25 protein-coding genes are annotated in these 25,989 nt (G+C 65.5%); 20 read left to right on the top strand and 5 right to left on the bottom strand.

Annotation, left to right across the window (positions count from 1 at the left end):
• Positions 1-23: 23 nt before the first annotated feature.
• Positions 24-377 (top strand): DVU0772 family protein, encoded by a 354-nt coding sequence (locus BerOc1_RS07180; protein ID WP_071545038.1) that lies wholly within the window; start codon positions 24-26, stop codon positions 375-377.
• 125 nt (positions 378-502) lie between these two features.
• Here the strand turns inward: BerOc1_RS07180 and BerOc1_RS07175 are convergent, their stop codons facing one another.
• The 3 genes from BerOc1_RS07175 to BerOc1_RS07165 form a co-directional block, all read right to left on the bottom strand.
• The gene (locus tag BerOc1_RS07175) at positions 503-1,687 is read right to left on the bottom strand and encodes an MFS transporter (RefSeq protein ID WP_071545037.1); all 1,185 of its coding nucleotides are present in this window, start codon (positions 1,685-1,687) and stop codon (positions 503-505) included.
• A 130-nt stretch (positions 1,688-1,817) separates the two neighbouring features.
• The gene (locus BerOc1_RS07170) at positions 1,818-2,294 is read right to left on the bottom strand and encodes a DUF3124 domain-containing protein (protein ID WP_071545036.1); all 477 of its coding nucleotides are present in this window, start codon (positions 2,292-2,294) and stop codon (positions 1,818-1,820) included.
• Between the two features lie 65 nt (positions 2,295-2,359).
• Complete coding sequence (locus BerOc1_RS07165) at positions 2,360-3,106, bottom strand: sulfite exporter TauE/SafE family protein (RefSeq protein WP_071545035.1); 747 nt, start codon at positions 3,104-3,106, stop codon at positions 2,360-2,362.
• Between the two features lie 99 nt (positions 3,107-3,205).
• Between BerOc1_RS07165 and argJ the strand changes: the two genes are divergently transcribed.
• The 19 genes from argJ (at position 3,206) to truA (ending at position 22,483) form a co-directional block, all read left to right on the top strand.
• Entirely contained in the window at positions 3,206-4,387 is a 1,182-nt protein-coding gene (gene argJ, locus BerOc1_RS07160; RefSeq protein ID WP_071545034.1) for a bifunctional glutamate N-acetyltransferase/amino-acid acetyltransferase ArgJ, read from the top strand.
• A 162-nt stretch (positions 4,388-4,549) separates the two neighbouring features.
• Positions 4,550-5,164 (top strand): HD domain-containing protein, encoded by a 615-nt coding sequence (locus tag BerOc1_RS07155; RefSeq protein WP_071545033.1) that lies wholly within the window; start codon positions 4,550-4,552, stop codon positions 5,162-5,164.
• A 175-nt stretch (positions 5,165-5,339) separates the two neighbouring features.
• Complete coding sequence (locus BerOc1_RS07150; protein WP_071545032.1) at positions 5,340-6,143, top strand: MlaE family ABC transporter permease; 804 nt, start codon at positions 5,340-5,342, stop codon at positions 6,141-6,143.
• A 10-nt stretch (positions 6,144-6,153) separates the two neighbouring features.
• Complete coding sequence (locus tag BerOc1_RS07145; protein ID WP_071545031.1) at positions 6,154-7,014, top strand: ABC transporter ATP-binding protein; 861 nt, start codon at positions 6,154-6,156, stop codon at positions 7,012-7,014.
• The gene (gene mlaD / locus BerOc1_RS07140) at positions 7,002-7,448 is read left to right on the top strand and encodes an outer membrane lipid asymmetry maintenance protein MlaD (RefSeq protein WP_071545030.1); all 447 of its coding nucleotides are present in this window, start codon (positions 7,002-7,004) and stop codon (positions 7,446-7,448) included. Before BerOc1_RS07145 ends, mlaD begins: the two co-directional genes overlap by 13 nt.
• A gap of 31 nt (positions 7,449-7,479) precedes the next feature.
• The gene (locus BerOc1_RS07135) at positions 7,480-8,112 is read left to right on the top strand and encodes a Tgt2/MlaC family protein (protein ID WP_071545029.1); all 633 of its coding nucleotides are present in this window, start codon (positions 7,480-7,482) and stop codon (positions 8,110-8,112) included.
• Positions 8,112-8,948 (top strand): MlaA family lipoprotein, encoded by an 837-nt coding sequence (locus BerOc1_RS07130; RefSeq protein ID WP_071545028.1) that lies wholly within the window; start codon positions 8,112-8,114, stop codon positions 8,946-8,948. The genes BerOc1_RS07135 and BerOc1_RS07130 overlap by 1 nt, the downstream gene beginning before the upstream one ends.
• Before the next feature lie 20 nt (positions 8,949-8,968).
• Entirely contained in the window at positions 8,969-9,448 is a 480-nt protein-coding gene (locus tag BerOc1_RS07125; protein WP_071545027.1) for a metallophosphoesterase family protein, read from the top strand.
• Positions 9,449-9,571: 123 nt separating this feature from the next.
• Positions 9,572-10,816, top strand: coding sequence for an ABC transporter substrate-binding protein (locus BerOc1_RS07120; RefSeq protein ID WP_071545026.1), 1,245 nt, complete (start codon positions 9,572-9,574; stop codon positions 10,814-10,816).
• Complete coding sequence (locus tag BerOc1_RS07115) at positions 10,813-13,386, top strand: EAL domain-containing protein (RefSeq protein WP_071545025.1); 2,574 nt, start codon at positions 10,813-10,815, stop codon at positions 13,384-13,386. Before BerOc1_RS07120 ends, BerOc1_RS07115 begins: the two co-directional genes overlap by 4 nt.
• Before the next feature lie 26 nt (positions 13,387-13,412).
• Complete coding sequence (gene nhaA, locus BerOc1_RS07110; protein WP_071545024.1) at positions 13,413-14,759, top strand: Na+/H+ antiporter NhaA; 1,347 nt, start codon at positions 13,413-13,415, stop codon at positions 14,757-14,759.
• A 111-nt stretch (positions 14,760-14,870) separates the two neighbouring features.
• A complete protein-coding gene (locus tag BerOc1_RS07105; RefSeq protein WP_242652905.1) occupies positions 14,871-15,602 on the top strand; it encodes a tetratricopeptide repeat protein in 732 nt (243 codons plus the stop codon).
• Between the two features lie 13 nt (positions 15,603-15,615).
• On the top strand, positions 15,616-16,995 hold the full coding sequence (locus BerOc1_RS07100) for a cobyrinic acid a,c-diamide synthase CobB (protein WP_071545022.1): 1,380 nt from the start codon (positions 15,616-15,618) through the stop codon (positions 16,993-16,995).
• A 454-nt stretch (positions 16,996-17,449) separates the two neighbouring features.
• Entirely contained in the window at positions 17,450-18,643 is a 1,194-nt protein-coding gene (dinB, locus tag BerOc1_RS07095; protein WP_443197719.1) for a DNA polymerase IV, read from the top strand.
• A gap of 178 nt (positions 18,644-18,821) precedes the next feature.
• Entirely contained in the window at positions 18,822-20,090 is a 1,269-nt protein-coding gene (locus BerOc1_RS07090; protein WP_242652903.1) for a hypothetical protein, read from the top strand.
• A gap of 83 nt (positions 20,091-20,173) precedes the next feature.
• Positions 20,174-20,347, top strand: a complete 174-nt coding sequence (locus BerOc1_RS19055; protein WP_165610796.1) for a hypothetical protein — start codon at positions 20,174-20,176, stop codon at positions 20,345-20,347.
• Positions 20,348-20,387: 40 nt separating this feature from the next.
• Positions 20,388-20,828 carry a flagellar export protein FliJ gene (gene fliJ / locus BerOc1_RS07085; protein WP_071545020.1) on the top strand — a complete coding sequence of 147 codons (441 nt, stop codon included), beginning with the start codon at positions 20,388-20,390 and terminating at the stop codon, positions 20,826-20,828.
• 43 nt (positions 20,829-20,871) lie between these two features.
• Positions 20,872-21,468: a MotE family protein gene (locus BerOc1_RS07080; protein WP_071547043.1), complete on the top strand. Its 597-nt coding sequence runs from the start codon at positions 20,872-20,874 to the stop codon at positions 21,466-21,468.
• A 262-nt stretch (positions 21,469-21,730) separates the two neighbouring features.
• The gene (gene truA / locus BerOc1_RS07075) at positions 21,731-22,483 is read left to right on the top strand and encodes a tRNA pseudouridine(38-40) synthase TruA (protein WP_071545019.1); all 753 of its coding nucleotides are present in this window, start codon (positions 21,731-21,733) and stop codon (positions 22,481-22,483) included.
• On the opposite strand, the gene BerOc1_RS07070 is transcribed toward truA, so the two are convergent.
• Positions 22,480-24,381, bottom strand: a complete 1,902-nt coding sequence (locus BerOc1_RS07070) for a flagellar assembly protein A (protein WP_071547042.1) — start codon at positions 24,379-24,381, stop codon at positions 22,480-22,482. The genes truA and BerOc1_RS07070 overlap by 4 nt on opposite strands.
• A gap of 140 nt (positions 24,382-24,521) precedes the next feature.
• Complete coding sequence (locus tag BerOc1_RS07065) at positions 24,522-25,784, bottom strand: BPL-N domain-containing protein (RefSeq protein WP_071545018.1); 1,263 nt, start codon at positions 25,782-25,784, stop codon at positions 24,522-24,524.
• Positions 25,785-25,989: the final 205 nt, after the last annotated feature.

The raw sequence follows: 25,989 nt of genomic DNA, 5'->3' as shown, positions 1-25,989 counted from the left end.
AATAAATACTCTTTGGAGGGAATATGAGCGACGACACCAACGCCTGCAGGCAATGGCTGAACGAAGTGAACTGGGACATGATCCACGAGGATGCCGTCACCCTGTACCTGGAATGGGGCAATAACAACTACCGCGACGCCATGCGTTCGCCGGTGACCACGTCCGGCGAGTATTCCGTGTATTTCGCCATCGACACCTGGGCCGAGCCCAAGGTGGTGCTGATGAAGATGGACAACTACGGTTCGACCATCCTCTGTTCCAAGAAGGTCCCCGACGACCTGGCCGGGCAACTGCTCGACGACATCAAGGGCATCAAGGGCATCCTGGAGCTGACTCCGCCCATCAAGGAATGGCTGATGAAGGAGCTGGACGCCTAGAAGGTTTTGGCGATCAGGCCGCTTCAGGCCTGCATTGCCGACGAGTTGGAACTCCGCACGAACGATCCCGCGGCGATACTCTTAGCAGGGTGTGGCCGCGGGATTCCTGCGTTGTGCGCCGGGGGTCAGGAGGCGGCGCGGCCCTCGCCGCTCTGGCGCAGCAGGTAGGGCGCGGCCAGGGCCCCGGCCAGGCCGACCAGCCCGGCCACGATGAAGGCCAGGGGAATATCCGCCCGGTCCACGACCAACCCCAGGACCAGGGGGCCGGTGACCTGGCCCAGGCTCATGGAGGCGGTGAACGCCCCGGCGGCCGCGCCCATGCCGTGGATGCGGCCCCGCTCGGTCTGGATGGCGATGCAGGCGGCGCGGGAGACCGCGCTGAGCAGGCCCATGGCCAGGGAGAGGAGGAAGAACATGACCATGGTCCGGCAGTAGGCGATGGCGAGCATGGACAGGGCGGCCAGGACCCCGCCCCAGAGCACGAACGCGACCCTGTGGCGGGGGTGTTTGTCCACCAGCAGGCCGCAGGGGTACTGGAACAGGGAGCCCGCGAACATGTAGGACGACAGGACCAGCCCGATTCCGGCGGCGCTGGCCCCGCTGACCTGGACCGCGAGCATGGGGAAGAAGGAGTTGAACCCCCAGCGGTAGAAGCCGCGCGTGGAGAAGTAGGTCATGACTCCCCACATGGGCCGGTCGCGGAAGATGGGCAGCAACCCCTTGAGCCCGGACCGGGATTTGCCGGATTTGGGCTTGGTGGCCGGGGCGTCGGGCACCAGGAAGAGGATCAGGAGCAGGGCGAGGAAGGACAATACGCTCATGGCGTAGAAGGGCGCGGCCATGCCGTGGTTGTCGCAGAGCCAGCCGCCCAGGTAGGGGCCCGCGGCCATGCCCATGAACATGGACATGAAGTACAGGTTGCCGAGCCGACCCTCCTGGCCCACCGGGGTGATGTCGCCCACGTAGGACTGGGCCACGGGCGTGACCAGCACGCTGGCGCCGCCCTGGATCAGGCGGATGAGCAGCAGCACGGCGGGCGAATCTGCGGCCACGTAGGCCAGGGATACGGCGATGAACAGGACCAGGCCCGCCATGAGGATGCGCTTTTTCCGGTGCTGGTCGGCGAAGCGCCCGACCAGGGGGGCGAGGAAGAGGCGCGACAGGGCGAACCCGGAGAAGATCGCGCCGATCTCCAGGCCCGAAGCGCCCATGCCGTGGGCGTACAGGGGCAGGATGGGGGAGATGACGCCGATGCCGAGCATGACGACCACGGTGGCGATGAACAGGCTGGAGAATACGCTGGTTTTCATTGGGTGTCTTGTCGCCCCGGCGTCTCGCGATGGCCTGTCACGGCGGTCAAACCGTCAGGCCTCCCGCGGATGGGGCGGGGCCAGGGATGCGCAATGGGTCGGACGGGCGGCCCGGGCGGGCGGCACGGCGTCAGTTCTCTTCGATGACCACCCCTTCGCAGACGAACGAGATGCCCTGTCCCGAGGCGGTGCCGATCATGACCGCCTGGATCACGGGCACGGCGGTGTTTTTCTCGGCCTGCCACTTGACCGTGAAATTGGCCCCGGAACCGCCGGACAGATCACGCTCGGACACGTAGACCTCGCGGGTGCCCATGGGCTCGATGACCACGGGCTCGGCGAAGTGGTCCTTCACCAGGGTGCCGTTGTCGTCGTAGTATCTGACCGAGGTCACGACGATGGAGTTGTCGTAGTCCACGTTGCGGATGGAGAGCAGGCCGGACAGGTTGTACGGCTTGCCCTTTGGGCCCTGGTAGATGTGGGAGTAGATGGGCACGTACACGGTCTGTCCCTTCGACACGTGGAGCTTGCGCCCGGCCAGGGCGGGCAGGCTGAGGACGGCCACGGCCAGAAGGGCCGCGATCAGGCGAAGGGACGTGGTGCGCATGGGGTGGACTCCTTGGATATCCGATTTGAGACAGAATAGGCCGTTTCCGGCCCGGAAGGCAAGAGCTACAGGAAGGCGCGGATGACCAGCCCCGCGCCGAGCAGCCCGATGAGGGCGAAGACGATCTTGCGGAAGGTGGCCTCGGGCAGCCTGCGCCGGACCTTGCCGCCGATGTATATGCCCAGGAACACGGGAATCAGGCCGGCGAGGGAGATGACGACCAGTTCCGTGGAGACCAGCCCGAGCCGGTTCAGGCCCACGAGCATGATGATCGAGGACAGGGTGAAGGAGGTGTTGATGGCCTGGACGAGCTCGTCCTTGGAGATGGGCAGGGCCATGAGGTAGGGCAGGATGGGCATGATCTGCGAGCCGGTCAGGCCGTTGACCGCGCCGGTGACCACGCCCACGGCGCAGTCCAGGAGCGGGCGCTGGGTCAGGTTCAGGGTGCGGCCCCACAGGCTCCCCCCGCCATAGAGGATCATGGCCGCGCCCAGGACCAGCCGGGGCATGGCCGAGGAGCCGCCGCCCAGCAGCCACAGGCCCAGGGCCAGGCCGGGCAGGGCGGCCAGGAACATGAACTTGAAGCGGCGCAGGATGGGCAGAAAGCCGCCCGCGTCGATCATGACCAGGGCGTTGGACAGCAGCGACGGGATGATCACCAGGGGGATGGCCACGCGCATGTCCAGGTAGGCGGCCATGATGCCCAGGCAGGTGGTGGCGAACCCGAGACCGGCCGTGCCCTTGAGAAAGGCGGCGAAGAAGAAGGTCAGGAAGATCAGCGCGAGGTTGAGCGGGCCCATGGCGACTGGCATACCCCCGCTCGCGGGCCGAGGCAACCACTTCCCTCTTTTCAGCGGGCCGACTCTGCGTTATGGCTGTGGTCGATTCGAAAACAGCATCCGGAGAACCCGATGAAGATACCCGTTGGATACACCTTCGCCGCGGCCGCGGCGTCGTTCAAGAAGCCAGGCAAACTCGACCTGGGGGCCATCGTCAGCCGCACCCCGGCCGTGGCCGCCGGGGTGTTCACCACCAACAAGTTCCAGGCCGCGCCCGTGCTCCAGTGCAAGGAGATGCTGGCCGACGGCCGGAAGATGTCCGGTTTCCTGGCCAACTCGGGCCAGGCCAACGCCTGCACGGGCGATGAGGGCCGGGCCAACTGCCGAGAGACCCTGAATCTGGCTGCCAAGGCGCTGGGCGTCCCGGCCGACGAACTGCTGCCCGCCTCCACCGGGGTCATCGGCGCGCAGTTCAATATGCAGAAATGGGCCGACGTCATGCCCGCGCTTAACGAGAGCCTGTCCACGGCCGGTCCGGAAGACACGGCCCGCGCGATCATGACCACGGACACGGTGCACAAGCTGGCCGAGAGCTCCTTTACGCTCAAGGGCGGCGAGGTCCGCCTGCTCGGCATGTGCAAGGGCGCGGGCATGATCTCGCCGAAGATGGCCACCATGCTCTGCTTCGTGGCCTGCGACGCGGACATCTCGGCCGAGGCGTGGCAGACCATGCTGGCCGACTGCGTGAACCTGACCATCAACCGGGTCACGGTGGACGGCGACATGTCCACCAACGACTGCGTCCTGGCCCTGGCCAACGGCGAGTCGGGCGTGGCCATCGAGTCCGAGGACGACTACGTGCTGCTGCGCAAGCACCTGCTCGCCGTGCTCGAGGAGCTGGCCTACAAGATCGTCATGGACGCCGAGGGCGGCACCAAGGTGGCCTTCATCGAAGTCTCGGGCGCGAAGAACGACCTGGACGCCGAGAAGGTGGCCCGGGCCGTGGGCAACTCGCCCCTGGTCAAGACCGCGCTGTTCGGTTCGGACCCCAACTGGGGCCGGATCATCTGCGCGGCGGGTTATTCGGGCGCGGATTTCAAGGCCGAGGACCTGGTCCTCAAGATCGGCGGCGTGCTGGTCTTCCGCGACGGCACCCCGGAGCCGGGCGACATGGACGACCTGCTGAAACCGATCATGAAGGAGCGGGACATCGTCATCCACATCGACGTGGGCGACGGCCCGGGCTCCTCCATGCTCCTGGCATCCGATCTGACCCGCGAATACGTGTCCATCAACGCTGACTACCGCAGTTAAATTTAATATTAAGTAATACACCGAACTCCCGTCCCTCCCGCCCCGCGAAGCGGCTATAAGAAGTTGAGGAAAAGGAGGGGATGGGGGTCCGGGGGAAGGGGAGGAAAGAACCCTTTTCAAAGGGTTTTTCCTCCCCTTCCCCCGGCCGCCGGAGGCACATCCATGGCAGATATGAAAGCGCGCGGCAAAATGACCCGCATAGTGGATTTTTTGAACGAGTGCGGCATGTTGCGCAAGACACCGAGGACCGGGTACCAGTTTCTGGGCACGGGCTCGGAGAACGTGGCCGAGCATTCGTTCCGCACGGCGGTCATCGGCCATGTCCTGGCCCTGATGGCCGGGGCGGACGTGGCCCGGACCACGTACATGTGCCTGTTCCACGATTTGCACGAGGCGCGCACCGGGGACTTCAACTACGTGGCCCACATCTACAACAAGTCCAAGCGCACCAGGGTGCTGGAGCACGCCACCGAAGGCACGGGACTGGGCGAGGATATCCTCGGGTACTGGAAGGAGCTGGAGGAGACCGAAACCCTGGAGGCCAAATTGGCCCAGGATGCGGATCAGCTTGACTTCATCCTGAACCTGAAGGAGGAGCTGGACCTTGGCAACAAGTACGCCGGGCAGTGGCTCGGGGACGCGGTCAAGCGGGTGCGCACGCAGTGGGGCCGGGAACTGGCCGAAACCGTCATGGAGACGGACCACAAGGACTGGTGGTTTCTCGGCCCGGACCGGGACTGGTGGGCGCGCAAGAACGGCAAGTCCGGGGCGGAATGAGCCCGGTGCGCGGCCGTTTTGATTTCATAAGTAAATTTATTTAACGGTCTTGCCGTTTATGTTTATATTGGGTAAAGATTCCAAATTGGATGATGCGCCGCCTGCCGTTTGTTGACGGCGGGGGGCGTTCGTCGGGACGGCGCGGGGCGCTGTCCAAGGGTTGGGAGCCATTCACATGACGGAGAAAACACGCGGAACAGCCATACCTCTGTTCCCATGCGGAATCTGTCGCGCGATCGTGGACGAAATCGGGAGCATGGCTCTCTTCCTCCTCGATTCCCTGCGGCTCATCTTCGCGGGTTTCGGGCAATTCCCCAAAATCGTCCGCCAGATATATTTCATCGGAGTGCAGTCCGTGTCGGTGATCGCCCTGATAGGGCTGTTCACGGGCATGGTCATGGGCATGCAGCTCTATTACGCCCTGTCGGTGTTCGGCGCGGACGGTTTTCTGGGCACGGGCGTGGCCCTGTCCATGGTCCGCGAACTGGCCCCGGTGCTGACCGCGATCATGCTCACGGGCCGGGCCGGATCGGCCATGACCGCCGAGATCGGGGTCATGCGCATCTCCGAGCAGATCGACGCCCTGACCATCATGGACGTCAACCCCATGCGCTACCTGGTGGCCCCGAAGATGGCCGCCTGCCTGATCAGTTTCCCCCTGCTGACCGCGTTCTTCAACCTCATCGCCCTGTGGGGCGGGTGGCTGACGGGCGTGAAGCTGCTCGGGGCCAACGCGGGCGTGTACTGGTCGCGGGTGTCCGGTTCGCTGGACTGGGACGACATCCAGGGCGGGTTCGTCAAGTCCATCGTCTTCGGCGTGCTGGTCTGCACCATCTGCTGTTTCGAGGGCTACTTCACGCACCTGCGGTCCGGCCACGCCGGTCCCGAGGGCGTCAGCCAGTCCACCACCAGCGCGGTGGTCAAGTCCTGCGTCGTCATCCTGGCTGCGGATTACATTCTGACGTCGCTGTTGTGGTAGGGGAGAAGGCGTGAGCGAGGCACCGAGCATACGACTGGAGAACCTGACCGTGGGGTACGGCGAAACGCCCGTGGTCAAGGATCTGAACATAGAATTTCCCGGCGGCAAGCTGTCCATGATCGTGGGCGGCTCGGGCTGCGGCAAGTCCACGGTGCTCAAGCACATCCTGGGGCTGCACCCGGTCATGGGCGGGCGCATTCTGATGGACGGCCACGACCTGGGCGCGCTGACGGCCCGGCAGGCGCACTGCATGCGCCAGCGCACGGGCGTGCTCTTCCAGGACGGCGCGCTCCTCGGGTCGCTTCGGCTCAAGGACAACGTGGCCCTGCCCCTGCGCGAGCACACCCGGCTCAAGGAGGCGGAGATCATGCGCATCGTCCAGGACCGGCTCGAACTGGTCGGCCTGGGCCACGCCCTGGATCTGTTCCCCAACGAACTGTCCGGCGGCATGCGCAAGCGGGCCGGTCTGGCCCGCGCCCTGGTCATGGACCCGCAGGTGTTGTTCTGCGACGAGCCCACCTCCGGCCTGGACCCGGTGCTTTCGGCCGAACTGGACCAACTCCTGCTGGAGATGATGTGCCATTTCGACATGACCATGGTCGTGGTCACCCACGATTTGGCGAGCATGCGCGGGCTGGCCGATTTCGTGGTCATCCTGGGCGAGCACCGCTGCCTGTACCAGGGCACCATCGAGGAACTGGAAAAGACCACGGACCCGTACCTGCGCCGGTTCCTGGACCGCAAGGCCGAGGAGCGCGATGCTCCGAGGCTGACCATGCCGCCCATCGACCCGGCCATGATGCGCATAGACTGCGGCGAGGCCCTGGGCGCGAAAATCACCATCCGTAAGGACAATAGATGTTCAGAATAAAGAAAGAGACCGCAGTGGGGATCTTCGTGATCATGGGGCTGCTGGCCGTTGTCTACATGAGCGTCAAGCTGGGCAACGTGCAGCTGTTCTCGGACAAGTATTACGAGATCAAGGCGAATTTCACCGACATTTCCGGGCTGAAGGTCAACGCTCCGGTGCAGATGTTCGGCGTGGAGATCGGCTTTGTCAGCCAGATCGGCCTGGACCAGAAAAAGGGCGTGGCCGCGGTTTCCATGATGCTTTTGAAGGAAGTGGAACTCACGGACGACGCCATCGCCGCGATCAAGACCAACGGCCTGATCGGCGACAAGTACGTGAAGATCGTGCCGGGCGGGCTCGGCGACCCGGTCAAGCCGGGCGATACCCTGTTCAACACTCAGCCCGCCATCGATCTCGAGGATCTGATCAGCAAGTTCGCCTTCGGTTCCGTCTAGGGGCCGCGGGCTTATGAGGGATAGAAATATTATGGTTTGCAAGAAAATAGCAGCGGCCCTCGTTTTGGGCTGCCTTTTGGCCTTCGGCGCTCAAGCCGCCCAGGCCGCGCAGTCTCCCACCGAACGCGTGCGCGAGGGCGTGGACAAGATCATCCAGATGCTGTCCGACCCGGCCATGCAGGACCCGGCCCAGCACGACGAGGCCATCACCCGTCTGCGCGAGGTGGCCGAGCAGTACATCGACTTCGGCCTGGTCACCAAGTTCGCCGTGGGGCGGCCCTGGCTGGAGATGTCCCCGGAGCTGCACGCACAGCTGCGGGAGGCCTTCGTCAAGCTCCTGGAACGCTCCTATCTGAAGCGCATTCCGGCCTATGGCGGGCAGAACGTGAACTACACGCGGGAAGAGATTTCCGGCAACAACGCCAAGGTCCAAACGGAAATCATTGACAAAGACAAGAAAATAGTTGTTGAATTTCGCTTGAAAATCGTTCAAGGGAAATGGATGATTTATGATGTCGTCGCCGAAGGCGTGAGCCTGGTGATGAATTACCGCAGCCAGTTCGCCGAGGTCCTGAACAAGGGGACCGGCGAGGATTTGCTGAAAACGATCCAGGATCGCATCGAACAGATCGACCAGGGCAAAGAGGAAGAACCGGCGTCGTGATGAAGGGAGAACAAGAAGGACTTCGCCTGCTGGCCATGGTGCTTGCCGCCGCGCTCCTGCTCGGAGCAGCGGGGGTCTGTTTCGCTGCCGACGCCCCGGCCGAACCCGTGATCGTGGCCCAGTTCGGCGGTGAGCCCGCCAGTGTACCCGCCACTTCGCCCAGCGCTGCGGACGATTTCGACGAGTTCGACGCCGCATACAGCGACCAGCCTCTGGTCAGCGACCCCCTGTCCGGCTGGAACCGGGCCTGGTTCCAGATCAACGACGTCCTGTACCGGGGGTTGTTCCGGCCCATGGCCCAGGGATACGCCTGGGCGATCCCGCCCCGTCCCCGCACCTGGGTTTCGAATTTCTTCACCAACCTGCTCTTCCCGGTCCGGTTCCTCAACGACCTGCTGACCGGCAAGTGGGACGCCGCCTACATGGAGACCTCCAAGTTCGTGGCCAACACCTCGTTCGGCGTGCTCGGCCTGGGCGACGTTACCGGCGGCATGCCCAAGAATTGGGAGCCCGAGCGGCCCACGGCCGACGGCTTCGACCAGACCCTTGGCAAGGCCGGGTTCGGTCCCGGCATCTACCTGGTCTGGCCGTTCATCGGCCCCAGCTCCATCCGGGGCACCGTGGGCTGGGTGGCGGACGCGTACTGCGATCCGGTGACCTACGGCCGGTTCACCTTCCTCGAGTTCATCGCCATCCGCGCCTACAAGAATCTGAACGAGCTCTCCCTGCAGCTTGAAGGCAACGAGTACGAGACTCTGACCGACGGAGCGGTGGACAAGTACGCCGCGGTCCGCGACGCGTACATCCGCTACCGGGCAAAGAAGGTCGCCGAATAGGCACACCCCTTCCCGTTTCCATGCAGATCGCCGTTATTTCGGACACCCATATGGGTACGCCGCCCTCCTGGCTTGACGCCGTGTACGACCGCTGGCTCGGCCCGTCCGACGCGTTGATCCACTGCGGTGACATCACCTCCACGGCCGCCTGGTCCTACTTCCTGCGCCACGACAATTTTCTGTGCGTGCGCGGCAACTGCGACTGGGACCCGGAGCTGGCCGAGCGGCTGGAGCCCATGCTCACCGCGCGGGTGGGCGGGCTGACCGTGGGCGTGACCCACGGCTGGGGTCCGCGCTCCCAGGTGCCGAGCGCCGTGGCCCGGGCCTTCGGGCCGGACTACGACCTGGTCTGCTACGGCCACACCCACGCCCGCGACTGGTCCGTGGTCGACGGGGTCCGGCTGGTCAACCCCGGCTCCCTGGGCGAGAACGGCTCCCTGGCCCTGGTCCACGTGGACGATCACGGCGGGTTGCGCTGCGAGTTCGTGGACGCCGTCTAACCCCTTTTCCCCCTGCCTTCATCCCCTTGCGGAGCGCTCCGCGCCGTCCGTTCACGAGCCGGAGAACTCCGCGCGGCGGTTGCACTTTCCCCCCAGGAATGGCATGACTCAACCGTGGATAAAATGAGGAAAATACCGCCCGTTGCCGCATTGCTTGCGCTGCTCGCCGTCTTGACGCTCGGCCTTGTTCCGGCCAGGGCCCAGGGGGAGCGGGAGTTGGTCTTCGGCATGTCCGCGGCCTTCACCGGGGCCAACGGCGAACTGGGCATCGAGTATTACCGCGGTCTGACTGCCTACCTCGACTATTACAACGCCCATGTGGGCGAGGGCGGATGGGCCATCCGGGTCGAGCCGGCCAACGACGGGTACAACCCGGGCCCCTGCTTCCAGAACACGGTCAACTTCATCGTCCGCGACAACGTCTTCGCCCTGGCCGGCTACGTGGGTACGCCCACGGCCACCCACGTCCTGCCCCTGCTGCAGAAGTTCAGCGACCGGCACATCTACATGCTTTTTCCCTTCACCGGGGCGCAGCCCCTGCGCGACGAGCCGTTCGGCAGGTACGTCTTCAACCTGCGGGCCTCCTATTTCGACGAGACCAGGGTCCTGGTCAACCGCCTGCTGGACGTGGGCCGGAGCCGCATCGGGGTCTTCTACCAATCCGACGCCTACGGCCGCACCGGCTGGGACGGCGTGCGCCGCGCCCTGGCCGCCCACGGACTGCGCATAGCATCCGAGGCCGCCTACCGCCGGGGGGCCGCCTTTGAGCGGGATTTTTCCTTTGAGGTCCAGCATCTCCTGGCCGCGGGCGTGGACGCCATCGTCGTGGTCGGAACCTACGCCGCCCAGGCGGCCTTTGTCCGCGACGCCCGCAATGCGGGATGCGGCCTGCCCATCGCCGGGTTGTCCTTCACGGACAGCGACAAGATGCTCGACCTACTCAAGGGTGAGAGCGAGCGCTCGGGCAGGGACTACACGGCCGACCTGATCCAGTCCCAGGTGGTCCCGAGCTACGAGGAGACCGGCCTGCCCGGCGTGCGCCTGTACCGCGAGATCATGGGCAACTACGAGGGGGGCGCCATGCCATCGGGCGGGGAGGAATATTCCCCGCGCCGCTACAGCTTCGTCAGTTTCGAGGGCTTTCTGAACGGCATGCTCCTGGGCGAGATGGTCCGGCGCATGGGCGACGATCCCCGGCGTGAGCGCATCCCCGAGGTCATGGAGTCCATCCGTGACTTCGACCTGGGCATCGGGGTGGATGCGCATTTCGGCCCCGACCGCCATCAGGGGCTCGACGCCGTCTACCCGACTACGGTCAGGGAAGGCCGGTTCCGGGCCGTGGACAGCTGGGAGAGGTGGCGGAAATGAAGGCCTCCAAACTGTTCATCAAGCCGCTGCTGCTCATGGTCGTGATCTTCGGCATGGTCGCGGTGGTCACCTCGGTGACCTTCTCCAACCGGTTGCGGCACGAGATGACCCGCGAATACGAGTCCAAGGCCCTGGCCCTGGCCCGGTCCGTGGCCGAGTCCGACATCTCCACCATCCTGAGCAAGGACGCGGGCGCGCTCCAGGCCCGCATCGACCAGTACCTGGGGATCAGCGCGGTCTCCTACGTGCTGGTGGCCGACGAGAACGGCAACGTCCTGGCCCACACCTTCGTGCCGTTCGTCCCGGACCGGATCCTGCGCATGGTGGCCGAGACTCCCCGGGTGGAGACCCGCGAGGAGCACATCCTGCGTGACGTGATCCTGGACGGCAAACGGTATCTGCACGTCTCGAGCCCCATCCTGTCCGGCCTGGCCGGGGACGTGCACATCGGCATGGACTACGCGGTCATCGACCGGAACATCCACGAGGCCGTGGTCGAACAGCAGGTGGTCATGCTCATCCTGTTCGGTGCCAGCCTCCTGCTCGTCTTCCTGTTCGTGGTCAACATCTCCAAGCCCCTGCGCCAGCTGACCGAGTACGCGGGCCGCGTGGCGGTCAAGGACTTCGGCAAGGTGCCCGAGATCAACTCCAACGACGAGGTCGGCCAGCTGGCCAAGGCCATGGAGGCCATGACCGGACAGATATCCGAGCTGGTCGGCAGCCTGGAGGACCGGGTCAAGCAGAAGACCCGCGAGCTGCAGGAGGCCCGCGACGCCCTCAAGCAGAAGGTCGAGGAGCGCACCAGCGAGCTGATGCGCACCAACACTCAGCTCAAGATCGAAATAGCCGAGCGCAAGGTCATCGGCGACGCCCTGCGCAAGGCCGAGAAGAAGTACAGGACCATTTTCGAGAACGCGGTGGAGGGCATCTACCAGTCCTCCTACTCGGGCCGGTTCCAGGACACCAACCCCGCGCTGGCGCGCATCCTCGGCTACAAGTCGCCCGAGGACCTGATGAGCTCCATCTACGACATCGGCACCCAGATGTACGTGGACCCGGACCGGCGCAAGGAGTTCCTGCGCCTCATCGATGAACGCAACGAGGTCAAGAATTTCGTGTCCAAGGTGCGCAAGCGCGACGGCCGGATCATCTGGGTCGCGGAGAACGCGCGCAAGATCGTGGACGCCCAGGGCAACATCGTCTGCTTCGAAGGGTCCATCGAGGACATCACCATGCGCAAGAAGGCCGAGGACCAGCTCAAGCGCCAGGCCTTCCACGATCCGCTCACCGGCCTGCCCAACCGCGCCCTGTTCCTGGACCACCTGCGCATGGCCATGGAGCGCTCCAGGCGGCGCAAGCACATGTTCGCGGTCCTGTACATGGACCTGGACCGCTTCAAGGTGGTCAACGATTCACTCGGCCACGACGCGGGCGACGAGCTGCTGCGCGGGGTGGCGCGGGTGCTCGAGCAGTGCGGCCGGTCCGTGGACACCATCGCCCGGTTCGGGGGCGACGAATTCGCCATTTTACAGGAAGAGATATCCGCGCCCAAGGACGCCATCGCCATCGCCCGGCGCATCCTCGAAGGCGTGCGCCAGCCGTTCACCATAGGCGGCAACGAGGTCTTCACCTCGGCCTCCCTGGGCATCGTGCTCAAGACCGACGGTTACGACCGGCCCGAGGCGCTGCTGCGCGACGCGGACACGGCCATGTACCGGGCCAAGGAACTGGGCAAGTCGCGCTTCAAGGTCTTCAACCGCAAGATGCATGACCAGGCCCTGCAGCTCATGGAGCTGGAGACCGACCTGCGCCGGGCCGTGGACCTGCGCGAGTTCGAGGTGGTCTATCAGCCCATCGTCGAGCTGGACACCCGGCAGGTCTGCGGGTTCGAGGCCCTGGTCCGCTGGCGTCACCCGGAGCACGGCATCATCGGGCCCAGCGATTTCATCTCCCTGGCCGAGGACACCGGCCTGATCTACGCCATCGACAACCTCGTCCTGGAAGAGGCCTGCGCCCAGGTCCGGCGCTGGCAGACCCTGGCCGGGGTGACAAAGGGCAGCGAACTGACCGTGAACATCAACATCTCGGGCAAGCATTTCGGCCAGTCCATGCTGGCCGGGCAGATATCCCGCGCCCTGGAGGACTCGGGACTGTCCGCCGACTCCCTGAACATAGAGATCACCGAGTCCGCGCTCATGGACAACCCGTCCGTGGCCGAGGATATCCTGCAACAGCTCAAGGACCTCGGCATCCGCATCTGCATCGACGACTTCGGCACGGGCTACTCGTCGCTGTCCTACCTCCAGCGCTTCCCCATCGACGTGGTCAAGGTGGACCGCTCTTTCATCATCGCCGTGGACGAGGACCCGGACAGCCAGGCCATCGTGCGCACGGTATTTTCCCTGGGTGAGTCCATGGGGCTCAAGATCGTGGCCGAGGGCGTGGAGACCTCGGGCCAACTCGGCTTCCTGGAACGGGAGGGGTGCCGGTTCGTGCAGGGGTATTTCTTCTACAAGCCGCTGACCGTGTCCGAGGTGGACCACCTCCTGGAGGGACAGCGGCGCGGTTGACGCACGCACAAACGGGGAGACGCCATATGGCCATACGCCGGTTCATAAGCTGCGGAGTGGAACCCATCGAACAGGTGCTCATGCCGTTCCAGGAGTTCTTCCGGTCCAAATCCACCAGCGGCATCCTGCTCATCGCCGGGGCCCTGGCCGCGCTCGTCTGGGCCAACTCCCCGTGGGCCGATTCCTACGACGCCCTGTGGGGCACCGAGTTCACCGTGGGCTTCGGCGGGGCCGCCCTGTCCAAGCCGGTCATCCTGTGGGTCAACGACGGGCTCATGGCCCTGTTCTTCTTCGTGGTCGGCCTGGAGATCAAACGCGAATTCCTGGTCGGCGAGCTGTCCACCCGCAGCCACGCCGTGCTGCCCCTCGCCGCGGCCATCGGCGGCATGGTCGTGCCGGCGTCCCTCTTCGCCCTGGTCAACCAGGGCGAGCCGTCCATGGCTGGCTGGGGCATCCCCATGGCCACGGACATCGCCTTCGCCCTGGGCATCCTGGCCCTGCTCGGCGACCGCGTGCCCTACCAGATCAAGATATTCCTGACCGCCGTGGCCATTGTCGACGACATCGGCTCCATTTTGGTCATCGCCCTGTTCTACACGGCGGACATCTCGCTGATCATGCTCGGCCTGGGCGCGCTCTGTCTGGTCCTGGCCTTCGTCGCCAACCGCATGGGCGTGCGCACCCCGGTCTTCTACGCCCTGGTCGGCTGCCTGCTGTGGTTCTTCGTGCTCAAGTCCGGGGTCCACTCCACGGTTGCCGGCGTGCTCATGGCCTTCGCCATCCCGGCCCGCACCCGGTGCGAGGCCGGGGCCTACTCAGTCAACGCCGCCCGGCTGATCGACGACTACCGCGAGGCGGCCGGGCCGGACGAATCGGTCCTGACCAACCAGGACATGCACTCGGCCCTTCTGTCCATGCAGCGCATCACCACCCGCGCCCAGACCCCGCTGCAACGCCTCGAACACGGACTGCATCCCCTGGTGGACTACGTGGTCATGCCGGTCTTCGCCCTGGCCAACGCGGGCGTGAGCTTAAGCGGCGGCATCCCGGCCCCGGCCGTACCGGCGGCCCTGGGTACGGCGCTCGGCCTGGTCCTGGGCAAGCCTCTGGGCATCGTGCTCATGGTCCTGTTCATCATCCACTTTTCCGAAGGCTACCCGCGCGGCGTGACACTCAGGCACTTCATCGGGGCCGGACTGCTCGGCGGCATCGGCTTCACCATGTCCCTGTTCATCGCCACCCTGGCCTTCGGCCACGCCCCGGGGTTGCTCGCCGGGGCCAAGACCGCCGTGCTCGGCGCGTCCCTGATCGCGGGCATCGCGGGATACCTGGTCCTGCGCGCGGCCCCGGCCCCGGAGCCCCCGGCCGGGTAGAACGCTTCCTATCGGGACTGATCCGGTGTATCGTCAGACGATGCACGCGGCCGACCATTTCAACCAACCCCAGACACCGGACGAGAACGAGCGGACCACAACGAGACAATGATGAGTGAACAAGGATTGATCGAAGGCGTCTTTTCCATAGAACGCAAGGCCAAGATCGGCACGGGCACCACGACGCGCCGCGTCGAGCAGACGGCCATGTACTATGCCAGGGAAGTGGACGGCGAAAAAATCGAACTTCAGGGACTGAACAGCAAGAACGTGCCCTTCGGGCCGGTGGAGCTGATCACCAAGGACGAACTGCTGTCCGACTACCTGCCCATGCCCCAGCTTTTCAAGGAGGTGATCGGCAACCTGCGTTCGGTTCAGAAGTCCGTGGCCCGCGGCGACAAGTTCCGCAAGCGCGGCGAGAATTTCACGGCCGAGTACGAATACGCCAACGCCCTGAACCTGGACGAGCAGAACGTGCGCGCCAACTTCGGCATCGGCCTGTGCCTTCTGGCCCGGGACGAGGAGGAAAAGGCCAAGAAGGTTTTCGACCGCATCCTCGGCCTGGATACCGCCTTTTCCGACGACCACAAGCACCTGTTCAACGAGTACGGCATCGCCCTGCGCAAGAAGAAGCTCTTCGGCCAGGCCGTGGACTACTACCGCCGCGCCCTGGACCTGTCGAACAACGACGAGAACCTGTGGTACAACCTGGCCCGCGCCCAGTTCGAGCGCCAGGACTGGGCCGCCTGCGCCGAGGCCCTGGCCAAGTGCCTGGAGCTGGCCCCCAAGCACGAGGAAGGGCGCAAGATGATGAACCATCTGACCAAGAAGGGCCTGGTCTAGGCCGGGAGCGGACATGGGCGCGGTCAGGGCATTCGTCATCGCCGGAACGCACAGCGGGTGCGGCAAGACCTCCATCTCCCTGGGGCTGATGGCCTCCCTGGCCCGCCGGGGGCTGAAGGTCCAGCCGTTCAAGTGCGGGCCGGACTTCATCGACCCCGGACATCACGCCCTGGCCTGCGCCCGGGACGGCCGCCCGGTGCCCAGCCACAACCTGGACGGCTGGATGCTCGGCGAGTCCACCAACGAGGACATCTTCAACCGTTACGCGGCGGACAGCGACGTGGCCGTGATCGAAGGGGTCATGGGGCTGTTCGACGGCATCTCCGGCACGGGCGACGCCGGGTCCACGGCCCAGATGGCCAAGATCCTCGGCCTGCCCGTCATCCTGGTGGTGGACGCGCGGTCCATGGCCCGGTCCGCCGCCGCATTGGTGGCCGGGTACGCGGATTTCGACCCCGAGGTGACCCTCGCCGGGGTGATCTTCAACCGCGTGGGCAGTCCGTCCCACGCCGAACTGCTGCGCGAGGCCATGACCCTGGTGCCCGACGTGCCCGTGCTCGGCTGCCTCGGCCGCGACGAGGACATCAGCACCCCTTCGCGCCACCTCGGCCTGGTCACCCCGGATCAGGACGGCCCGGACCTGGACCGCTATCAGCGGCTGGCCGACTGGGTGGAGAGCGGGCTCGACCCGGACGCGCTGCTGCACTTCGTGCCCGAGGTGGAGGCCGTGGCCCCGTTCGAGCCCGTGCCCCAACTGCCCAAGGTGACCATCGGCCTGGCTCGCGACAACGCGTTCTGCTTCTACTACGAGGAGAATCTCCGCCTGCTGCGCGAGGCGGGCGCGCGTCTCGTCGAATTCTCCCCCCTGAACGACACCCGCCTGCCCGAGCACCTGGACGGGCTGTACCTCGGCGGGGGCTATCCCGAACTGTACGCCTTCGAACTCGGCCAGAACACGCGCATGCGCCGCGAGATCAAGGAGTTCTGCGAGTCCGGCCGCCCGGTCTACGCCGAATGCGGCGGGTTCATGCTGCTCATGAACGATATCGTCACCGGCCGGGGCCGCTACGCCATGGCCGGGGTCTACCCGGTGCGCGCCGAGATGGGCGAGAAGTTCCGCGCCCTGGGCTACCGCGAGGTCACGGTCCGCGAGGCCACCATGCTCGGCCCGACGGGGACCTTCGCGCGCGGACACGAGTTCCACTACTCCTCCATCCAGACCCCTCCCCCTGAAAACCTGCATCCGGTTTATGATCTGGCAGGTCGCAAGGGCCCTCTTGAAGTGCCGGAAGGCTTTGTTACCTGGAATACTTTGGGGTCGTACGTACACCTTCATTTTGGTTCCAATCCGGATATAGCGAAGGCCTTCGTTACTGCGTGCCAGAAGAACTAGCGCGATAGGCGGCTTCCGAGAGCGGGCCATCTGCACATCTCTCGAGGGACCGCCTGATCCTCACGTACTGGGGTACGCCGCAGTCAGGCGGTCCCTCGAAAAATGCACAGCTGACCCACTCTCGACAAATCCGCAGGACAGCGGATTTGGATGTTGCGGTCCTTCCGCAACGCCCCGAAGGGGTGAGCCCCAGGACGGGGCGAATCAAAGCCTATTCCAAGCACGAGGGACTGAGCCGCTGTCGGGTGCTGCGCACCCGATTCGCTCCATTTTGGGAGAAGAATGACGGCATGTGGAGCGCGGTGGGACAAATACCCATATTGTGGCGCTACCTCCCCGCGAAGCGGCGATAAAAAGTTTTGAAGGGGAGTCCAGAGGGGAAACTTTTCCAAAAGTTTCCCCTCTGGACGCCGGAGGCATCCCCTTGCGGGGCTGGGCGGGACAGGGTAAAATTATGGGGATGCGCACCTGGATTCTACATATCGACATGGACGCGTTTTTCGCGTCCGTGGAGCAGATGGACAACCCGGAGTTGAAGGGCAAGCCGGTGGCCGTGGGCGGGACGTCGGACCGCAGCGTGGTTTCGGCGGCCAGCTACGAGGTGCGCAAATACGGGGTGCGCTCGGCCATGTCCGTGGTCAAGGCGCGCAAGCTGTGCCCGGAGATCATCATGGTCCCGGGCCGCATGGGGCGGTACAAGGAGATTTCGCACCTGGCCATGGACGTGCTGCGGGAGTTTTCGCCCACGGTGGAGCAGGCCAGCGTGGACGAGGCGTACCTGGACGGGACCGGCCTGGAGCGGTTGTTCGGGCCCATCGACGAGGTCGGGCGGCGGATCAAAGAGCGTATGAAGGAGGTCACCGGGCTGACCTGTTCGGTGGGCGCGGCCCCGGTGCGTTTTCTGGCCAAGATCGCCTCGGACATGGACAAGCCGGACGGCATGTTCATCGTCCGCCACGAGGAGGTCGGCGAGTTCCTGCGGACATTGCCCGTGGGCAGGATCCCGGGGGTGGGGGCCAAGCTCCTGGACGTGCTCAAACGCCTCGGCGTGCGCACCTGCGGGGATATTTTGCTCAAGCCCGGCGAGTACTGGGAGGACCGGCTGGGCAAGTACGGCTCGGCGCTCTTTGACCGGGCGCGCGGCATCGACCCCACGCCGGTCACGCCCCATGAGGCGGCCAAGAGCTGCAGCGCGGAGAACACCTTCAGCGAGGACACCACGGACAGGGCCCTGCTCAGGAAGTGGCTCCTGGCCCAGTCCGAGCGGGTGGGCGAGGACCTGCGCCGCCACGGGTACAAGGGGCGGACCGTGACCCTGAAGATCAAGTATTCGGATTTCAGCCAGATCACCCGGTCGAAGAGCCTGGACGGGCGCACGGATAACACCGGGGTCATCTACGAGACCGCCTGCGCCCTGCTCGACCAGGTGAAGCTGCCCCGCTCGGTGCGGCTCATCGGGGTGGGGGTGTCCAATTTCGAGGCCCGGGCCCGGCAGGTGACCCTGTTCGAGGAGGGGCCGGCCGGCAAGGAGGCCACCAGCGAGCTGGACAAGGCCGTGGACGCGGTCCGGCGCAAGTTCGGCGGCAAGGCCGTGACCCGCGTGGAACTGCTGGGCTTCAAGAAAAAACCAACCAATTCGGCGGATTGATCCGGCCGGTCGGGAATCGGTCGATCCGGCTTGCCAAACCTGGGGAAGGTTACTACATAAAAGCATTGAAGGGATGCATGAAATGGCTCGCTGTCCGGCGGGTACAAACGAATAATAACTATCTGTAAAGCCTATGGAAAATAAAAAACAGCCCCGTATTCGGGGACGGTGGGTTCTTGTGTTGGCGCTGTTCGCGCTGTGCCTGACCGCAATGCCCGCCCTGGCCGAGGACGAGCCCGAGGGGCTCATGGAAGTGAACCTTTCCCCCAAGCCCGAGCCGCTGGCCGGTGACGTGGAAAAGGGCATATCCCATCTTTTCGGCGTGCTCGAGGACCCCTCCGAACAGCTCTCCGTGGCCGACATCCGGCCCATGCTCGACTTCGTGGTCAACGTGGACGCGGACCCCAAGGACATCGAACCGGCCAAGCGGTTCGGCGGCCGGGGCATCTGCCTGCGCCGCGACGTGTCCACGGACCTGACGCGCATCCTCAAGTTCTTCTACAACCCGGACATCCCCAACTACCTGCTCTGTCCGGCGGTCCTGCGCATGTCCGGCTGGCACAAGGGCAGCGAGTTCCTGTCCCGGTCAAGAGGGATGTGGGAGGAGCTGCCCGGCCTGACCGAGGACGCCCCCGTGGTGGTTCGCGGCCGGGAATACGAGATGACCACGCCCGACTCCTTTGCCGAGGCCTACTACGGCTATGACCTGAACCGGCTGATGATCCTGGTCAAGTTCCAGGGCAAAAACGTGCTCATCTCCGTGTCCCAGCAGGACGGCAAGTCCGACGTGGGGCGCAAGGGAGCCATCCTGGACGACACCCGCTGGGATTACTTCTACTCCGGCCAGGAGGGCCTCAACCGGGGCATGATCGGCTGGATGGACACCTTCACCTACGCCTCGGGTTCGGTCCAGGTGTTCGTGGAGCAGGACGCGGCCGCGCCGCGCTCCACGGTCTTCCTGTTCAAGTGGCTCAAGGCCGGTTGGGCGGGCATGAACGTGGTCCAGCGCTCGCACATCTATGACGGCACCCTGCGCTACGTGCGCAGCTTCTCCAAGGTGGTCGAGTCTCCGGATCTGACTCCCGAGTACCTGGCCGAGGGCCTCAAAAGCATTCTGGGCATGCCCGAAGGCCGCGTGGACGGGCTGATCCAGGAGTACGCCCGCAACTTCGAGGCCCGCTTCAAGGACGATCCCAAGCTCCAGGACAGCGACTACGCCAAGGTCATCCGCGACGGCGGATACGCCGAGGTCCTGGACGACAAGGCCCGCCGCTCGGTGCTGGCGCTCGAAAAGCTCAAGTCCATGCTCGGCATGGAGACCCTGGTCACCCTGGGCGACGAGACTCCGCAACCCGTGGCCCAGGCCCCGCAGGCCGGGACCGCGCCCGGCCCCGTGGCCGCCCGGACCGAGGAAGTGGCCGGGCGCGAGGCCGTGCCCGGCAGCTAGCCAGCGGTCCGGATACACGCTATGTTGACGGCGCGCCGGTGATTCGGCGCGCCGTTTTTCATTCTTGCGCAAGGAGTGGCCCTATGCTTGTTCATGTGGATGACGCGAAATTCCTGTTCTGTCCCCTGCTCATGACCCACGACGACAAGATGAAGATGTGCCAGGTGGCCCAGTGCATGATGTGGCGCTGGGTGGACCGGGAAAAGGGCACCGGCTACTGCGGCATGGCGGGCAGGCCCGCCGGGGCCGAGGGCTAGGCCGCGCCGCGTCAAACCGCCGTCAGGACAACCGCACGCCATGCCCAAACCGTTTCATTTCAAGCTCGACAAGGTGCTCGATTACCGCGAGCAGCTGGAGGAGCAGGCCAAGGGCGCCCTGGCCCGGGCCCAGGCCGCCCGCGACGCCCAGGCCGAGAAGCTGGCCGGGCTCGAGGCCCGGCTGGCCGATCATCTGGCCCATGAGGCCGAGTCGCGTACGTCGGCCAACGACATGTGGCTGTGGCGGCAATACAAGGACGCCCTGTCCCAGGACATCTCCGTCGCCAGGGTGGAGCTGAACGGGTTGGAACTCAAATTGCAAAGATCCCGCACGGAAGCCGTGGAACGATCCAAGGACAAGAAGCTCCTGGAGAAGCTCAAGCAAACGCAAGCCAAGAGGCACCATGACCAAGAAAACGCCCGCGAAGAAAAGGAAAACGACGAAATGTCAACGATCCGGTTCGAGCCTCACGATCACTAAGGTTCTCCTCAGCCTCGTTTTCCTGGCCCTGTTGAAGCTGGCCGTGTTCGGCCTGTTGAGCGTCGATTCCCTGACGCTCAAGGCGGTCGAGACCGTGCTGCCCGACGTGCTCTCCGGCGAAACCGCCGAGGCCCAGACCCGTGCCGCGCCCGCCGCGTCCACCACGCCCATCGCGGACAAGGCCAATTCCGAGGCCAACCGCGCGGCCCAGGCCGAAGCGGCCAAGGATCAGGCCGCGGCGCAGAAGCGCACCGAGGCGGACATGCCCGCCGAGTGGAAGGCCCTGAAGAAGAAAGAGGAGGAGCTGGCCATCAAGGAGCGGACCCTCAAGGAGATGGAGGCGTCCATCAAGGCCGAGGCCGTCAAGGTCCAGAAACTTCACGACGAGATCCAGTCCATGCTCGACGAGGCCAAACAGATCAAGGATCAGCGCGTCAAGCAGCTGGTCGACATGCTCTCCAACACCAAGGCCAAGAAGGCCGCCGAAATCCTGCAGTCCATGGACGACGTCCTGGCCGTCAAGGTCCTGTCCGGCATGCGCGGCAGGCAGGCGGGCGAAATCCTGTCCTTCGTGGAATCCAAGAAGGCGGCCAAGCTCTCCGAGGAACTGACCAAGCTCCAGATTCCCTTCGCCAACTAGGCGGGCGCGACAACGAACCCAACGGGCGGGCGGTCTTCGGGCCGCCCGCCTTTTTTTTAATCAAGGATGGAAGCCGCTTCGCGGCGGTATTGGATGACTTCGCCTCCGGCGGGCAGCGGCAGCTCCTGGCGAGTCTTCGAGCCTTAGAGATGGCGACAGCAGCGATAGGGTTCGCACCCTTGCATCCCTCTTGTGCGCCTTCGGCGCGTGGGGGCGCTTTCCTTTCGTTGAACTGCGTACCGCCTTCACGTATAGCAGGCCCATGACACGTATCCGAATGGTTGTGGCCTACGAGGGGACCGAGTTCTGCGGCTGGCAGGTGCAGCCCGCCGACCGCACCGTGCAGGGCGAACTGGAGCGGGCGCTCCATACCATCCTCGGGCGCGAGGTCCGCGTGCACGGTTCCGGGCGGACCGACTCCGGGGTCCACGCCCTGGGCCAGACGGTCCACTTCGATGTCCCGGACGGCCGGCCCGGGTTTCCGTGGCGACGCAGCCTGAACGCCATCCTGCCGCGCGACGTGCGCGTGCTCGACGCGGCTCCGGCTCCCGGCGACTTCCACGCCCGGTACGGGGCCGTGTCCAAGACCTACGAATACTGCCTGTGGCACGAGCGGGAATTCTGTCTGCCCCAGCGCCGCCGTTTCGTCTGGGACTGCGGGCCCGTGGACTTCGCGCGCATGGAGGCCGCCGCCAAAGCGCTCACGGGAGAGCACGACTTCGCGGCCTTTCAGAACGTGGGCACGGACGTGGGGTCCACGGTGCGGACCGTCACCGACATCTCGCGGCATGTCGGCGCGACCGCGCACGAATCGGTCTGGCGGTTCACGGCCGATGGGTTTCTCAAGCAGATGATCCGCAATCTGGTGGGCTGCCTGGTGGCCTGCGGCAGGGGGAAGCTCGGCGTGGACGAGGTCCGGGCCATCCTGGAATCGGGCGACCGCACCCTGGCCCCGGCAACGGTGCCGCCCCAGGGGCTGACCCTGGTCCGGGTGGAGTACGGGCCGGACAACTAGCGGCAGAGCACGTCACGCTTTTCCGGGTCCCAGTAGAAGGTCGAGGCCTCGAGCCGTTTCTCGACCTTTTTCCGGGTCTTGCCAAAGGTGATCATGGTCCCGGGGTGGACGAATTTCTTTACCTGGATGGTCACGCCCTGCATCTCCTCCTGGTGGCGCAGCAGCAGCCGGTGAATCTTGGCGCTCAGGGCTTCGCGCCGCTGGATGAGCGCCTCGCGGTGCTTGACGACCTCGAACAGGGCCGGCCGCTTGGCCTCCGGGGTGCGCGCCAGGAGAACCTCGGGCGGCTCGGTGCCCAGGGTGGCCTCGATCTTCTTGATGGCCTGGACCACCCGGCCGCGTTCCTCGCGCAGCTTTTCGTCCTCGGCCTCCTCGACGATGATGCCCACGGTCGTGGCCACGCCCAGCTCGGAGCCGAGCTCGTTGACCTCGATGCCCCGGCGGGCCAGGATGACCCCGCCCTGGACCGTGCCCTTGCCGGACAGGGCGATGAGCCTGCCGCCCGTGCGGATGACCGAATTCTGGATCTCGTTGGCGATGACCACGTCGTGCTTGGCCCGGATGCGCGCGCCCACGGCGTAGTTGGCGATGACCCGGCCGTCGCTGAGGATCTCGCCGCCGTCGGGCATGAGGATGCCGCCCTTGACCTCCACCAGGCCGCCCGCGTACACGGCGGCGCTCTCGATGGAACCCTCCACCAGGATGTGCGTCGGGGCCGAGACCGAGAATCCGGCCTGGATCGACCCCAGGACCTTGACCGAGCCGTGCTCGACCTTCACGTTGCCCGAGTTGAGGTCCACGTTGCCCTGGATCACCAGGCACTGGGTCACGGACAGGGTGTTCCGCTCCATGACCGCCACGCCTTGGGCCTTGGAGGAATAGGTCACCCCGTCGGTCTGCAGCAGGACGTTCTCGCCCAGCGTGATCTTGAGCTCCCTGCCCGCGTGGGGCGGGATGGTCTTGCCGTGGATGTCGATGCCGCCCTCGCCCGGGGTGGGCGGGTGCAGCCTGCCGATGATCTGTCCGGTGTTGACCATGGGGTAGACGCCCCGGTCGCGGAAGTCGAGGCGGCCCGCGGCGTCCTCGGTGCCGGTCTCCTCGCGGGTGGCTACCAGCGATTCCAGCCAGCCGTCGCGGCCCGGCACCGGGTGCGTGCCCTTGACCAGGACCTGGTTGGGCAGGGACATGTTCATGTCCGCCGCCTGCCTCAGTTTGGCGGCCAGTCCCTGCAGGTCCACGGGGATGAGTACGCCCATGTCGCGCAGCTCCTTTTCGATGCGCTCGGGGGTGATGGGCTTGCCCCGGAAATCCTTGTGGAAAAGGGTCCCCACGACCTCGACCTCGTCCGGGGTGATGCGGGCCACCGGGTCCACGGAGACCACGTCGTCGCGGATGCGGGCCAGGCCCCAGACCTGGGAATAGTAAGCCTCTTCGGACGAGTCCCAGGCCACGTTCTCGCCCAACTCGACCTTGACCGGCTTGGGCGTGAAGGTGGTGCTGGGCGGCACGGGCCGCCCGTCGATGGATTCTCCGTCGGCCGCCTTGGCCGCCGGTCGGAAGCGCAGGAAGCGGTCCCCCGGAAATACGGGAAATTCCAGGTCCCCCAGGGGCGCCAAGGTGGCCTCTCTCGGCTCCCGGGGCGGGATGCCCCGGACCAGGGTGATGCCCCGGAACTCGGCCCCGGTGGTGACCGCCTCCACGATGCGCTTGGCCGCGTCCTCGTCCACGGGCAGCCGCACCCCGCAGGCCGCCACCTGGGCCTTGAGCAGGGCAACGCTCGGTCCCTTTCCTCCGTTGGGGGGAAAGTACCGGTTGACGCCCAGTTTCATGCCGTCTTCGGACATGGAAAAGCGGAAAACCGCTTCGGGACACGTTTTCAGAGACTCTTCATCCGCCATGACGCACCGCTTTTGCATGATGAATGGAAAAGGCTGTTCGTCCGGCCGATCCGTGCCGGCGGGAGCCACCCCTTTTGTTACACATATCACACCTGTCAGCCACATGGCAATTGACTGAAAAAATGGTAATTCGGGATTAGTCAGGTATTCCGGGTGAGTGACAGCCGCCAGTAGAGTTCCTCGAGCAGCCCGGCCAGGTCGGCATAGATGCCGCCCGGTTCCGGAGGCAGGCCGAACAGGGCGCGCCGCTGCTCCCGGAGGCCCTCCTTGGAGACCGCGCCCGAATCCGAGTGGAACACGGTCATGGCCAGCCGTTCGGCCAGGAGGTAGCCGGTCAGCCCGTTGCCGAGCAGGTCCATGAGCACCCGGAAGCGGTCGCGGTGCTCCTCCCAGAAGGCGAGGGCGGCGTCGTTGGGTTCGGCCGCCAGGGACTCGCAGATGAGCGAGTACAGGGTGTTCACGCCCGCGCCCGGGATGCCGCGCCGCCAGCCGAGCAGCCACGGGTTGCGCCAGAAGAGCAGGAAGTGCTCGGCCCCGGTGCGGATGATTTCCTCCATGATCCGGCGGGCGCGGATGAGCACCGCGTCCTCCCAGACGACCGGGCGGGCGGCCACGTCCCAGGCCGGGACCGGGCCGCGCGCGGCCACGGCGGATTCGGGCTCGTCGAGCACCCGGCCGAGGATGTGCGAGAGCCAGCGGTTGGCCTGGTTGGAGGCGGGCGTTTCCAGGTGGGCGTAGCTCAGGACGACCCGCCCCTTGCCGAATTCGTTGGCCGCCACCACGGGCGTGCCTTCCAGGAAGTCCGGGCTCAGGTTCACGCCGTACAGGTTTTCCCAGTCGGCCATGGTTCCCTTGGGCAGGGTGGCCAGGTTGAGGTCCGCCACCCAGAAATCCGGTCCGGGCTTGCCGTAGCGGGCCAGCACGCTGACCGCCGGGTCCACGGGATCGAACCGGCCCGGCCACCAGACCGGGAGCAGCCCTTCGTCCATTCCGTCCGGGACGAGGTCGTTTTTCGTGTCCAGGCTGGCGTTGACGTGGCCCGAAAGAAAGTGGTGCAGCCGGTTGCGGTATCCCTTGCGTGTCCAGGGCGAAAGGGCCAGGCCGAAGGGGGTGGACAGGGCCAGCCCGGCCCCGCCGCAGAAGCCGAGATAGGCGCCGCCGCCGCGCACGTAGTCGCGGACCGCGTCCATGCCGCGCCCGCCCAGCCGGTCGGCCTTGCCCTTGGCCCGCCCGCCGGGCACGAGCAGCGCGGCCGGGACCTCGCCGAACTTGCCAGCAAGCGCGCCATCGGCTATTTCTGAGCCGCGCACCAGCCGGTGGGGCACGGACCAGGCCGTCAGGGCCCGGGCGGCCAGCAGCCCCCAGAAGTGCGATTCGTCCCAATATATATGTATGCTTGACATATGCGGCGCTCTTGACAAGTGTAGGCCGACGCTATCAAGCGAGGGCGTTGACCGCAAGAAAATACGGAATGATACTACGGTGTTTAGGCACCGTCCCAATAAGAAACCAGACCCCCCGCAAACTACCCGGACTCCGCCGAAGGCGGCACAAAAAGTTTAGGAAGGAAGAGGGGATGGGGGTCCGGGAGAAGGGGAGAGGGAACCG

Origin of the sequence: Pseudodesulfovibrio hydrargyri, from assembly GCF_001874525.1 — a bacterium.
Lineage (GTDB): Bacteria > Desulfobacterota > Desulfovibrionia > Desulfovibrionales > Desulfovibrionaceae > Pseudodesulfovibrio > Pseudodesulfovibrio hydrargyri.
This window is presented reverse-complemented; position numbering and strand designations above follow the sequence as displayed.